General features: G+C 62.9%; 11 protein-coding genes. 4 read left to right on the top strand and 7 right to left on the bottom strand.

Features of this window, described 5'->3' with window-relative positions; all coding sequences use genetic code 11:
- The first annotated feature begins 27 nt into the window (after positions 1 to 27).
- A complete protein-coding gene (locus tag LFL96_RS08055; protein ID WP_281000622.1) occupies positions 28 to 1,287 on the top strand; it encodes a putative DNA modification/repair radical SAM protein in 1,260 nt (419 codons plus the stop codon).
- 9 nt (positions 1,288 to 1,296) lie between these two features.
- Entirely contained in the window at positions 1,297 to 3,060 is a 1,764-nt protein-coding gene (locus tag LFL96_RS08050) for a UdgX family uracil-DNA binding protein (protein WP_280999951.1), read from the top strand.
- Positions 3,061 to 3,200: 140 nt separating this feature from the next.
- Here the strand turns inward: LFL96_RS08050 and LFL96_RS08045 are convergent, their stop codons facing one another.
- Together LFL96_RS08045 and LFL96_RS08040 are read right to left on the bottom strand one after the other, a co-directional pair.
- Entirely contained in the window at positions 3,201 to 3,734 is a 534-nt protein-coding gene (locus LFL96_RS08045) for a GNAT family N-acetyltransferase (protein WP_280999949.1), read from the bottom strand.
- 476 nt (positions 3,735 to 4,210) lie between these two features.
- Complete coding sequence (locus tag LFL96_RS08040; protein ID WP_280999947.1) at positions 4,211 to 4,774, bottom strand: hypothetical protein; 564 nt, start codon at positions 4,772 to 4,774, stop codon at positions 4,211 to 4,213.
- A 532-nt stretch (positions 4,775 to 5,306) separates the two neighbouring features.
- On the opposite strand from LFL96_RS08040, the gene LFL96_RS08035 reads away from it, so the two are divergent.
- Complete coding sequence (locus tag LFL96_RS08035) at positions 5,307 to 6,041, top strand: Crp/Fnr family transcriptional regulator (RefSeq protein WP_006048767.1); 735 nt, start codon at positions 5,307 to 5,309, stop codon at positions 6,039 to 6,041.
- Positions 6,042 to 6,076: 35 nt separating this feature from the next.
- Positions 6,077 to 7,471, top strand: a complete 1,395-nt coding sequence (locus LFL96_RS08030) for an undecaprenyl-phosphate glucose phosphotransferase (RefSeq protein ID WP_280999941.1) — start codon at positions 6,077 to 6,079, stop codon at positions 7,469 to 7,471.
- A 224-nt stretch (positions 7,472 to 7,695) separates the two neighbouring features.
- Here LFL96_RS08030 and LFL96_RS08025 read toward each other — a convergent pair whose 3' ends face one another.
- From LFL96_RS08025 to LFL96_RS08005, 5 genes are all read right to left on the bottom strand, one after another.
- Positions 7,696 to 8,118, bottom strand: a complete 423-nt coding sequence (locus LFL96_RS08025; RefSeq protein WP_280999939.1) for a transcriptional regulator — start codon at positions 8,116 to 8,118, stop codon at positions 7,696 to 7,698.
- Positions 8,115 to 8,453, bottom strand: a complete 339-nt coding sequence (locus LFL96_RS08020; RefSeq protein WP_280999938.1) for a type II toxin-antitoxin system HigB family toxin — start codon at positions 8,451 to 8,453, stop codon at positions 8,115 to 8,117. Before LFL96_RS08020 ends, LFL96_RS08025 begins: the two co-directional genes overlap by 4 nt.
- A 158-nt stretch (positions 8,454 to 8,611) precedes the next feature.
- The gene (locus tag LFL96_RS08015) at positions 8,612 to 9,784 is read right to left on the bottom strand and encodes a glycosyltransferase (RefSeq protein WP_280999936.1); all 1,173 of its coding nucleotides are present in this window, start codon (positions 9,782 to 9,784) and stop codon (positions 8,612 to 8,614) included.
- A 359-nt stretch (positions 9,785 to 10,143) separates the two neighbouring features.
- A complete protein-coding gene (gene rpiA / locus LFL96_RS08010) occupies positions 10,144 to 10,839 on the bottom strand; it encodes a ribose-5-phosphate isomerase RpiA (RefSeq protein WP_280999934.1) in 696 nt (231 codons plus the stop codon).
- Positions 10,840 to 10,985: 146 nt separating this feature from the next.
- Positions 10,986 to 12,500 carry a PLP-dependent aminotransferase family protein gene (locus tag LFL96_RS08005; protein WP_280999932.1) on the bottom strand — a complete coding sequence of 505 codons (1,515 nt, stop codon included), beginning with the start codon at positions 12,498 to 12,500 and terminating at the stop codon, positions 10,986 to 10,988.
- Positions 12,501 to 12,597: the final 97 nt, after the last annotated feature.

Raw genomic sequence — 12,597 nt, 5'->3', positions numbered from 1 at the left:
GTACATCCATACAGTATTGGCGGCAACGTGGAATTGCTTAAAAAACTCGAGGTATTGGCTGACGCGGCAAAGTACGACGCCTCGTGCGCGAGCAGCGGCGCGCCCAAACGCAGCTCGCGCGGCATCGCCGGGCTGGGTGCGAGTACCGGCGCCGGCATTTGCCACAGCTTCACGCCGGACGGGCGCTGCGTATCGCTGCTGAAAATCCTCTTCACCAATTTCTGCCTGTACGACTGCCAATATTGCGTGAACCGGCGTTCGAGCAACGTGCCCCGCGCGCGCTTCACGCCGGAGGAAGTGGTCGAGTTGACGCTGGATTTCTACCGGCGCAATTACATCGATGGACTATTCCTCAGCTCCGGCATCATCCAGTCGTCGAACTACACGATGGAACAGCTCGTGCGCGTCGCCCGGTCGTTGCGAGAGGATCATCAGTTCCGCGGCTACATCCATCTGAAGACGATTCCGGACGCCGACCCGCAACTGATCGCCCAGGCCGGGCGCTATGCCGACCGTCTGAGCGTGAATATCGAATTGCCGACCGACAGTAGCCTTGCAACGCTCGCGCCGGAAAAGAGCGTCCGCACCATCAAGCTCGCCATGGGGTCCATCCGCCTTGCACAGGAAGAGGCGCAGAGCGAGGCCGGCACGCCCAGGGCCGGCGGCAAAACTGCGCCATCAGCCAAGGCAAAGGGTGCGCCCAGATTCGCGCCCGCCGGCCAGAGCACGCAGATGATCGTCGGCGCCGATCAGACGAACGACAGCACGATCCTGCAGACCGCCGGCACGCTATACGGCGCATACAAACTGAAGCGCGTGTACTACTCGGCGTTCAGTCCAATTCCGGACAGCCCGTCCGCGCTGCCGGCACAGGCACCGCCGCTGTTGCGCGAACACCGGCTGTATCAGGCCGATTTTCTGATGCGCGGGTATGGCTTCAGCGCCGACGAACTGTTCGAGCAGCCAGGCAATCTGTCGCTCGAGATCGATCCGAAACTCGCGTGGGCGCTTGCGCATCGCGACCAGTTCCCGGTCGATCTGAATCGTGCACCGCTGCGCATGATCGCGCGCGTGCCGGGCATTGGTTTGCGCAATGCGCAGCGGCTGGTCGAGTTGCGGCGTTCGCGGCGAGTGCGCTATGAAGACCTTGTGCGTTTGCGTTGTCCGCTGCAGAAAATCAAGCCATTCGTGGTCACGCAAGACTATCGGGCGGCGATGCACGATGCTTCGTCCGCACAGTTGCGTCGGGTGCTGACGCCGCCGCCCGTGCAACTCGCGCTGCTCTGAGTTGGCGAGATGCGAGCCATTCTGATCGAAGACGATTTCTCCGCCTGGCGCGAGGCGTCGCTGCGTGCGTTGAGCGAAGGGCTCGCGCCGGAATATATCGAATGGCGCGTCAAACAGGCGCCGGAACTCACGCAGGGTCAGGCGCTGTTCGAATATGGCGAGACAGACGAATTTAATCCGCTCCGTGAAACCAGTTCGCCTTGCAAGCTCGCGGCAACGCGCGACTCTGATAAGTCGCATGGCTCCGATACGCCGCGTGATTCCGGTGCGCCGAGCGATTCCGACAAACTGCGCGACTACGACACCAAGCGCGACTCCGGCAACTCACGTCATTCCGACGCGTCGCGTGATTCATCAGCGCCAAACGATCCCGCCCCGCCGAGCGACTCCGACACCCCGAGCCATTCCCACGCCGCGCGTGATCCCGCCACCTCCTACGACCCCGGCACACCCCACCGCTCCGCTATACCGCACAGCCCCAGCGTGCGCGTCTCCAAGGCACTATCGGCGCTGCTGAACGACGCCGCGCTGTACCGCGATCCGCAGCGCTGGGCGTTTCTCTACAAAGTGCTGTGGCGCTGGCATCAGGGCGAGCGCGAAGTCGCCTCGCCGGCCGACGTCGATGGCGCCCGCCTCAACGCCATGGCCAAAAGCGTGCGGCGCGCGAAGCACGACATGATCGCCTACGTGCGGTTTCGAAAGCAGCCCTCCGCCGACACGCAAGCGCCGGAATACATCGCGTGGTACGAGCCGGATCACGATGTGCTCGGCTGGAGCGCCGAACATTTCGCCCAGCGCATGGGCCGCTCGACGTGGATGATCGCCACACCGCGCGCCGCCGCGTTCTGGGACGGCGATCGCCTGCATCTCGAACATCGGCATGCGTCTGCGCACGCACCTGCCGGCGACTCCGCCGACGAAGCCGAAGCGCTCTGGCTCACCTACTACCGCAGCACCTTCAATCCGGCACGTCTGAACGAAGCCGCGCTCGAACTGCACATGCCCGTGCGTTTCTGGAAAGGCCTGCCCGAGGGGCATCTGATACCCACGATGATCAGCGAGGCGAAAAGCGGTGCGCGTCGCGTGGCGCAAGCGAGCGGCGTCGGCACGCTCGGCGGCAAATCGATTCCAATCGAAGCGGAACTCGCGCAACCCATGCGCGACGCACCGTCTTCGCTGGAGCGTTGCCGGCGTTGCGAACTATGGCGCAACGCGACTCAGGCGGTCGGCGGCGTCGGCCCGAGCGACGCGCGCATCATGCTGATCGGCGAACAGCCTGGCGATCAGGAAGATTTGAGCGGTCAGCCATTCGTCGGACCCGCGGGACAATTACTCGACGCCGCCATCGAGCGGGCGGGCCTGTCGCGCAGCCAGCTTTATCTCACCAATGCGGTCAAGCATTTCAAATGGGAACCGCGCGGCAAACGCCGGCTGCACAAAACCGCCGGGCAGCGTGAGATCGAAGCATGTTCGCACTGGCTTGAACAGGAATTGCGCACGGTACGGCCGGCCGTGATCGTCGTGCTCGGAGCGACCGCGCTGAATGCGCTGCTGCATGGCAAGGCCAGCCTGCGTGATTACGTCGGCGCGCCGTTCGAGATTGCAGGCGCGTGGGCGATCGCGACGTGGCATCCGTCGTTTGCGCTCAGGCAGCAGGACGACGCGGCACGTGACAAGGTGTTGGGCGAAATCAGCGAGGCGCTGACGCGGGCAAAAGTGTTGGCGGCCTCGCCGCATGCAGCGCGGAATCCGCCAGACGCACCTGAAAGCTGAAAGTTGAGCCGAAGCATCGAACGAGTCGACGATATTCGACAACGCCAGGCCAGCAAATTCCGTCAAGACCAGCAGCTTCAAAAGTCAACTGACATTCGCAAAGTTCACGAACGCACGACTCTCCCCTGCAACCACTGCCATCAAAGCATCTCAAACGTATTCACCAACGCGGCGCCATCGCGCACCCGGCGCCGCGTGCCGAAGCGCGACGGGCTGCTGCGCACCTGACGCGTCAGTCCGATGAACGGCACGCCATGTTCGAGATACGGTCCTTCGGTCTTGCGGAAACCGAACTGCTCGTAGAAGTCACGCAAGCCGAGCGGCGCGCTCACGCGCATCGCGTGCCCAGGCCAGCGCTCGGCAATCGCCTGCAGTACGCGCTCGACCAGCAGTTCGGCCGTGCCATCGCCGCGCCGTAACGGGCTGGTCAGCACCTTGTCGATGGTAATCTCCGGATCTTCCGCATCGCCCGGTTGCACGCGCGCATAGGCGAGAATCGGCATGGGCCGCGCAATGTCCTCCAGCGCAAACACGTGCAGCGAGTTTTCGTCGCGACCATCGGCATCGAGACACACATGCGACTGTTCGACGACGAACACCGCACTGCGCGCCCGCAGAATCAGATAAAGCTCGCGTGCCGAAAGCTGCTCGAATTCCAGCGTTTTCCAGTTCATCACGTTCCCCAGCGGTCGAATGGTCCAGCGAGCGCGGCATGACACGCCGTCCTCGCCGACGTGGCCCGGCATGCCGGTTCGTTTGTCATGGAGATACGGTACGTGGCCGAACCGCGCGTTTCCGTGCGGCATCGCACTGACCTCGGGCGTTGACGATTCTTGAATACGAGTTATTGAACCACGCATCCACGCATGCGAGCCGCCACCACTCTTTGCATGGATGCGTTCGCGCACAACCGCCTCGCAGTTGTTTCTTCGACGCTACGTTTTGCCCAACCGCATGCAGGCATCGAGTGTCGAACATCGTTCAATTGCGACTGCGCTGGTTCGTCCTTCCGGAGGATCGATGCATATACACTGGTCAGAACAATCCACGTCGTTCGCACGTGCAAAGACTGCGAGCGCGCCTGCACCGCGAGCCCACTTTATATCCTCTGACGTTGCAGCTCGATGACGCTCGCGTGTCAGCGAATTCGTCATATCAGCGACAGCGTCGCACAATCGTCCCACGCGTTGGCGTCGATGTTCGACATTGCCGCGAACCCGTCGCGCGCGAACCGTATCCGATGTACGAATCCGATACGTTCTACGCACTGCCCGCCAAAACCGGTGTGCCGGTTCGTCAACACATCGTGCTGGCGAAATTTGACTACCCGAACGACGCCGCGTTGAGTGCATTCTCTCGACGCAATACCGCCCAACGCCCGGCTCGCACGCGAGCGTCCCCACGACAGCAACGCCGCGCGACGCGGCCTACAGCGCAAATCGTCGAGCGAAACCGTTTCGTCAGACAGAGCGACAAGCTCGAGAGCGTCATCGACCCGGCCTGCGAAAATAGTTGCGCGCGCATCGAACCTGGCGTTTAAAGCCGATACCTCGCGAACATTGCAACGTGATGAACCGCACGCAGTGAAGACAACTTCCGCCAGCTTCGACCGTCGACCGTGCACATCATGCAAGGGCACGTCCCGGAACGCCCATGCAGCCTGGCGCAGCGCGTAGCGGCCTGTTGGATCGACAGCAGCACTGTCGGCTTTCATCCGACTCAGGCGCCGCGCAATCGGGCCGCGCGTGCGGCAGCGAACGAGGCGTATGGAACACATGTGAATCAAATCCGGCACATTCGGGACATCCCTCGATAACGGTCATGCAAAGGGCATTGCATCCGTGAGACACCTCTCGCCAGGCGTTGTCGAACAGGCACAAAGTCAATGCGATCAAAGACTTGAGTCGAATAAAAATGTCCACGGCCACGACAGCCGGCGCGACCCGGGGTGTACAGATTTGAAACAAAAAGCCACATTTTGCTTCTCGCGAAGGTGGTCTTCCGCTCGCTGCGCCGCACCAGGACTGGCTTTACCCGCCATTGGCACACTCCTCGCTAAAGGGAAAGCGCGACACCGCACCACCGCAAACGAAATCAACAAGAACAGCGGCGGCGCACCAGGCCATTACGGGGCCGATCCTGTTCATCCATTGCTGCTCGCCAGGCAGCTGTCGTCACCGACGGATACGGGAATCGGATCAAAAACACGAAGCCACGCAGCGCGCGGCTTCACGCGAGGACCGATCATGTTGACACTTCAATCAGATCTGCACGGCAACCATTTGCTTGGCGCATTGCCCTCCCATGAATGGCAGGCGCTCGCTCCGCATCTCGAACTGGTTCACCTGCGCACTGAGCAACTGCTGTGCGACTCCGGTCAACGCATCCATCACGTCTACTTCCCGACCACCGCGATCATCTCGATGCTCTCGACGATGGAGGACGGCAGTTCCGTCGAAATCGCCGCGGTAGGTCGCGAAGGCATGACCGGTGTACCGGTGCTGACCGGCGGCGAAACCATGCCGAACCGCGTGCAGGTCCAATGCGCGGGCTTCGCGTACCGGATGAGCGCTCAGGCGCTCAAGCAGCAATTCGCGCGCTCGGACTTCCTGCGCCGCCTGATGCTGCTGTACATGCACGCCCTCCTCACCCAGGTCGCGCAAACCGCCGCGTGCAATCGCCATCACGCGCTGAACAAGCAATTGTGCCGCTGGTTGCTGATCGAAGTGGACCGCGTGGCGTCGAACGATCTCACCGTGACCCAGCAGCTGATCGCCGACATGCTCGGCGTGCGCCGCGAAGGCATTACCGAGGCGGCCGGCAAGTTGCACGACGAAGGGCTGATCCATCACAGCCGCGGCCACATCAAGGTGCTCGACCGCAAGGGCCTCGAAGCCCGCGCGTGCGAATGCTACGGGCTCGTCAAGCGCGAATTCGACCGGTTGCTGCCGCGTCTGCGCCAGGCTGAAACAGTCGAGTAAATGCCGCTTCGTTCGACTACCGGGTAGAGTTCATCATGTTCAGGAATACTGCGCGATTCCTCGACGCGCTCTTCGTGATTGCGGGCGGCCTGCTCGCTCACTGGATGCGTTTTTCGACACCGATCGCGCTCTCCGACACCGAGCGTCTGCTGATCGCGTTCAACTGCGTGCTGGTGCTGCTGCTGTTTCCCGGCTTCGGCGTCTACGACACGTGGCGCGGCAAGTCGTTGCCCTCGATGCTGGCGCGCGTCGCGGCCGCCTGGCTGGTGGTGGTCGCGACCGCGCTCGTGCTGGCTTTCACGCTGCATCGCATGGATGCGGTGTCGCGCCTGTGGTTCGGCTATTCCACGCTGATCTCCGGCGCGCTGATCGTCGTCACCAAGTGCCTCGTGCACGTGGCGCTGCGTAGCCTGCGCCGCCGCGGCATGAACTATCGCACGGTCGCCATTGTCGGCGCGCCGGGTTTCTCGCGGACGTTGCTCGCCCATCTCGAGCACGCGCCGCAAGCGGGCTTCAAACCAGTGTGCGTGTTCGACACCAGCGACAGCCGCATCGAAGGCGCCGGCGCTTACAGCACGCGGCTCAACCGCCTGCCCGTGCTGACCGATCTGCATACGTTCGTGGACAAGGTGCGCGACGAACACGTGAACGAGGTGTGGCTCGCGCTGCCGCTCTCCGAGGAACATACGATCTATCGCTTCACGCGCCTGTTCAGAAACGACTTCGTGAATCTGCGCTTCATTCCCGATGTCCGCAGCCTCTCGCTGTTCAATCACGGACTCGTCGACGTGGTCGGCTTGCCGAGCTTGAACCTGAGCACCGCGCCGGTGCCGGCGCCGAAGATGTGGCCCAAGCTGATCTTCGACCGTCTCTTTGCCGCCGCCGCCCTGCTCGCGCTCGCGCCGATCTTCGTCGTGCTCGCGATCGGCATCAAGCTGACGTCGCCCGGTCCGGTGTTTTTCCGTCAAACGCGCAAGGGCGTGGATGGTCAACCGTTCGCGATCTACAAGTTCCGTTCGATGACCGTGCATCACGAAGCACACGGCACGGTGACGCAGGCATCGCGCAACGACGCGCGCGTCACGAAGCTCGGCGGCTTCATGCGCCGCACCAGTCTCGACGAACTGCCGCAGTTTCTCAACGTGCTGCTTGGACAGATGTCGGTGGTCGGTCCGCGCCCGCACGCGGTCGAACACGACGATCTCTACAAGGACCAGGTGTACGGCTACATGAACCGCTACCGCATCAAGCCCGGCATCACCGGCTGGGCTCAGGTGAACGGCTATCGCGGCGCCACCACCAAGGTCGAGAAGATGGAGGCGCGCGTCAAGTTCGACCTCTTCTACATTCACAACTGGTCGTTCTGGTTCGATATGAAAATCGTGCTGATCACGATCGTCAAAGGGTTTGTCGGCCGCAACGCTTTTTGATCGCGATGCCGGCGGCCTCCTCGGGCACTAAGCATCGAAGAACCGAAGCATCGACGCAGCTGTTACGTGACCCACCCATGCAAAGGGGCTGTGCCTGGCAATCAGACACAGCCCCTTTATCATTCTCGACTTCTCTGAACGGTTGAACGCGCCAGACGAATTCGAAGCGAATGCAACGCAGATCCGATTCGGACGCGGACTCCATCGCATCCGAATCGCGACGCTTACAGAAACGCGCTGACGTCGGTATGAAAACGCACGGCGAGCGCCTTGGCGACTTTTTTGCTGATCGCGCGGCGGCCGGCGAGAATGTCGCTCACCACCGTCGGCGAGGCAATGCCCATCAGATCCTTCTGTTTGAGCCCGTGCGTTTCGAGCAGGTGCCGCAACACCTCGCGCGGCTCGGCTTTCGGAATCTCCACGTGCTGCTCTTCCCAGCGCGCGATCAGATCGCCGACGATCGCGAACAGATCGGCAAGCGGTTCTTCCTCGTTGCCGTTCAGATGGTCGGCGAGCGAGTTGGCGAGACGCACCATTTGCTGGTAGTCCTCTTCGCTACGGATGGGCTTGAGCAGCAACTGCGTTTGCAGCGCGGCCCAGATAGGGGCGACGTCGGGAAAGACTCCCGGAAGGCGATCGACATTCATGATTTTGAATTCTTCCTCGTCCAAAGGTCGTACTCCGCATGCGTCAATACGTGACGAACGAATAACGACTGCCTGTTGTAGTGAATCGCCGCGACGATCCTGAACTTGTTGCCGCCTACGTCGAAAACCGTGTACTGCGGCGGCACGTAGTCCACGCCGGCGAATGTCCGCTTCAGGTCGTTATAACTATTCGCGAGGCAAGCCTGCGCCAATGCGTACCAAGCCATTAGCGCACCGCGCGCGCCCGGATGTTTGTTTATAAAGTCCAGCAGTGCCTTCTTTGAAATAACCCGCATTGTGTTGTCCTCATCAGATTTCGCGCGCTGAACCTGCACGCTTCATCTGCAAGGCTAAACATTGCGGACCCGCACCGATAGCTAGCCTGAAGGCATAAGACGAAGGCTGGTTTTCGGACTGCAGCGGGACAACGTTTCAACATAATATTCGCGTTTCGAGAACTTCGCAATATGCGAATATTGAGACAACCAACTTTTCATCTCACGACGCTCGTTTCGAGGTCGCGGCGTGCCGCGGCGTTCACCCCGTGCCGCGGCCCCGCCGCCACGATCGTGCGGGTCACTTCGGCCATGAACGCACGCCGGAATGCCGCCGCCGAAAACCGCTCGGCGTTCGCGCGACAGGCAGCGGGCGTGATCTGCTCGCGCAGACGTTCGAAGCGGTCGATCGCGCCGAGCATCGACACCACCGTCTGGCGCGCGAAATACACGCCGGTCGGATGCGGTTCGCCGACCGGCACCACGGTGTCGAGCACGCCGCCCTTGCCGAAGCCGATTACCGGTGTGCCGCACGCCTGCGCTTCGAGCGGCACGAGGTCGAAGTCCTGTTCCGCCGCGAACACCAAAGCCTGCGCACGTTGCAGATAGTCCCTGAACACGTCGGATGGCTGATGGCCGAGCATCGTCACGTTCGGGCCCGCCTTCGCGCGGATCGCGCTCAGCTCCGGCCCGTCGCCGATCACCACCAGCTTGCGATGCGGCGTCGCGCTGAACGCCTCGACGATCAGATCGACGCGCTTGTCCGGCACCAGCCGCGCGGCCGCCAGATAAAAATCGTCCTTATCGGTACGCAGAGCGAAATCATGCACGTCGACGGGCGGCGGAATCACGGCGGCATCGCGACGATGAGTCTTCAGCATGCGGCGCGCGGTGAGCGGCGAATTCGCGATCAAACGATCGACGCTGTTCGCCGAGCGTGCCTCCCAGCCTCGCAGGTAATGGAGCATCGCGCGCGCTGCCCACGACTTCGGCCCGGCCAGCAGCCGCGCGTCGCGCAGATATTGGTGTTGCCGCTCCGCCGCGTAGCGCATCGGCGAATGCACATAGCTCACGTGCGTTTGATGGGGGCTGACGAGCACGCCTCTGGCGAGCGCACGGGAACTGGTGACGATCAGATCGTAGCCGGACAGATCGAACTGCTCGATCGCCAGCGGCATCAGCGGCAGATAGGCGCGAAAGCGTCGCCGGGCAAACGGCAGGCGTTGGATGAACGAGGTCGTGACCGGTTTGCCGCCAAGCGGCCGGCGGTCTTCGAGGAAGTCGACGAGACTGAAGAGATCGGCGTCAGGAAAGCATTCGATGATCTGTTCGAGCACCTTCTCGGCGCAGCCGGGTGCGACGAGCCAATCGTGCACGATCGCCACTCTCATGATCTCTCGCCTGTGGATGAACGATTCCTGGATATAGCGATGAGTGTAGGGGGCGTATCGTTTGTCGTGCGTGCGGGTGCCCACATTCGCCGACCGACAGTGCGCGAATAATGACGCCTCGCGGTTCGCCTCTTGCGAATCCGCACCGGTCGATCGCTCGTCCGCGCAGGTTTGCCCGCGCCGGGCGCGTGAAACCGAATTGGCAGACGAATCGCCGGTGCGATAGCCGCACGCGCCGGCCAACGTCGTGAAGACCCGCTGAAAAACAAAAACGCGCGAGCCCGTTTCAATCCGCCGAAACAGGTCTCACGCGTTGCGCGAGCTAAGCGCCGAGTTCGAGTTTGAGTTCGAGTTGGCGATCAGTCCTTGCCGTACTCGATCGTCCGAACGCCGGTATCGCCGCCGAGCAGGCACAGATTCGCGCCGCGCCCCGCAAACAGGCCGACCGTTACCACGCCCGGCCATGCGTTGATGTGCATTTCCAGCGTACGCGGGTCGCTGATGCGCAGACCCTTGACGTCGAGGATCTCGTTGCCGTTGTCGGTGATGAACGGCACGCCTTCCTTCGTGACCCGCACCACCGGCACACCGCCGAGCGCGGTGACGCGGCGGCCGATCGCGGTGCGCGCCATCGGCACCACTTCGATCGGCAGCGGGAAGTTGCCGAGCGTATCGACCAGCTTGCTCGCATCCGCGATACAGACGAACACGTCCGACACCGACGCGACGATCTTCTCGCGCGTCAGCGCGCCGCCGCCGCCCTTGATCATCGCGCCGCCGTGATCGATCTCGTCCGCGCCGTCGACATACACGCGCAGCGACTCGACTTCGTTCAGGTCGAAGACCTTGAAGCCGTGCGATTGCAGACGCGCGGTGGTGGCGAGCGAGCTCGACACCGCGCCGCGATAACGCGATTTGCTGGCGGCCAGCGCATCGATGAAACAGTTCGCGGTGGAGCCGGTGCCGACGCCGATCACCGAGCCCTCGGGCACGTTGGCGTTCACGTAGTCGGCGGCGGCCTGGCCGACCAGTTGCTTGAGTTCGTCTTGAGTCATGGGAGAGGCTGAGGTGCGGTAAAAACCGCTAGTTTACCGGAGTGGCGCGGGAAAACCGGACGATTGCATTCCGACCGGCCGATGCCGCGCGCCCGCGTGTCCGGCTGCGGACCGTTACGGCCCATGCGTGTGCGCAGCCGGGCGCTTCAGCACGCGGCAAGATCGGCATGCGCGCGCAATATCGAACCCAGTTCGCGGCCGAAAAACCTCGCCTGCGCAAGACTCAACGCAGAGTAGCCGACGATGAACGCCGGTCCGAACGACACGTTGCGGCACAGCGATGCGAGCGGCTGCAATTCGATCCCGGCGGCGGCCGCCTGCGTGACGATCGCCTGCTCGTCCATGCCGTCCTTAAGCCAGTTAAGCCAGAGCACGAAGTGAAATCCCGCATGACTGCCGGTTACCGTGATGTGCTCGCGCGCGTGGCGATCCAGCTCGCGAAGCACGACATCACGACGCTGTTGATAAGCCTGCCGGCTGCGCCGCAGATGACTGGCGAAATCTCCGCTCGCCATGAAGCTGGCCAACGCGCGCTGCACTGTCGCGCTGACGGGCGAACCGATCGTCTGCCACAACGCCAGCACGCGGGGCTGAAGCGCCGCGGGTATCACCATGAAGCCGACGCGCAGCCCCGCGTGCACCGTCTTGTTGAATGAACTGCAGTAGATCACCCGCTGATGCCGGTCCTGCGATTTGAGCGCGGGCAGCGGCGCCGACTGGAAGCTGAATTCGCCGTCGTAATCGTCCTCGATGATCCACGCTCGATGCGCATGCGCCCAGTCGAGCAGCGTCTCGCGACGATCGATCGACAGGCTGACGCCAAGCGGCGACTGATGCGCCGGCGTGATGTAGACGAGCGACACGTCGGGGTGCTGTTCCAGCTCGGCGACGCGCATGCCGTGTTCGTCGACCGGCACGTCGATCGTGCTTGCACCAGCCAGCTCGACGATGCGCCTCGCGCCCGGATAACCCGGGTCCTCGATCGCCGCCTTGCTGCCGGGCGTCAGCACCACGCGCGCGACGGCATCGATCGCATAGCGGATGCCCGAGGTGATGAAGATGTCTTCCGGGCGGCACGACAGTCCGCGGAATGCGCCCAGGTAAGCGACGATCTGCTGGCGCAGAGACTCGAGACCTCTCAGCGGCGTTGAACCTGCATCGGCCGCCGATTCGCCTTTGGCCGCCTCGGTCGAATGCTTTTGCCAGGGCGACTGCTGCAGAAGCTCGGGTGCCGCCAGCCGGGCCACGAACGGAACGCCGGCCCGCACGGGCGAGTCCGGCGACGCGGCCGGCAATCGTGCGTCCTGCACCGCGTCCGCGGTCTTTTCGGCCGGTCCTCGCCCCCCGCCTGCCGACGACGGCGGCGGCAGAAAACTGTCCGGCACGATGGCGCTCACGCGGGTGCCCGAACCATGCGTGCGCGTCACATAGCCTTCCGAATGCAACTGATCGAACGCCGCCTCCACGGTGCCGCGCGACACCTGCCAGCGCTCGGCCAAGGTGCGTGACGACGGTAGATCGCCCTGTGCCGGAAGAAGGCCTGTCGAAATAGCGTGGCGAATCGCATCGACGATGCAGTCGCGCTTGGAGCGATTTCCTGCGAGGGGGAAAGTGGCCGGTAAAGGGAGGTCGAGTGAAGAAGCGGTCTTTCCCCGAGGCATAGTGGTCTAACGCCAGTCTGATTATGTGGTCCTTCAGTTTATACCGAACGATTTGTATAGTCGCCCCACTGCTTCGGCCGGCAAAGCGTTGCAGACC

It is taken from the genome of Paraburkholderia sp. D15 (genome assembly GCF_029910215.1).
In the GTDB taxonomy this organism is placed as follows: domain Bacteria; phylum Pseudomonadota; class Gammaproteobacteria; order Burkholderiales; family Burkholderiaceae; genus Paraburkholderia.
Note: the sequence above shows the minus strand (reverse complement) of the source record. Positions and strands in the feature narration are given on the sequence as shown.

Coding starts and splice junctions, on each gene's coding strand:
- LFL96_RS08040 (WP_280999947.1), bottom strand. CDS start 4,774: ATGAAAGCCGACAGTGCTGCTGTCGATCCAACAGGCCGCTACGCGCTG.
- LFL96_RS08005 (WP_280999932.1), bottom strand. CDS start 12,500: ATGCCTCGGGGAAAGACCGCTTCTTCACTCGACCTCCCTTTACCGGCC.
- LFL96_RS08035 (WP_006048767.1), top strand. CDS start 5,307: ATGTTGACACTTCAATCAGATCTGCACGGCAACCATTTGCTTGGCGCA.
- LFL96_RS08045 (WP_280999949.1), bottom strand. CDS start 3,734: ATGAACTGGAAAACGCTGGAATTCGAGCAGCTTTCGGCACGCGAGCTT.
- LFL96_RS08050 (WP_280999951.1), top strand. CDS start 1,297: ATGCGAGCCATTCTGATCGAAGACGATTTCTCCGCCTGGCGCGAGGCG.
- LFL96_RS08030 (WP_280999941.1), top strand. CDS start 6,077: ATGTTCAGGAATACTGCGCGATTCCTCGACGCGCTCTTCGTGATTGCG.
- rpiA (WP_280999934.1), bottom strand. CDS start 10,839: ATGACTCAAGACGAACTCAAGCAACTGGTCGGCCAGGCCGCCGCCGAC.
- LFL96_RS08025 (WP_280999939.1), bottom strand. CDS start 8,118: ATGAATGTCGATCGCCTTCCGGGAGTCTTTCCCGACGTCGCCCCTATC.
- LFL96_RS08015 (WP_280999936.1), bottom strand. CDS start 9,784: ATGAGAGTGGCGATCGTGCACGATTGGCTCGTCGCACCCGGCTGCGCC.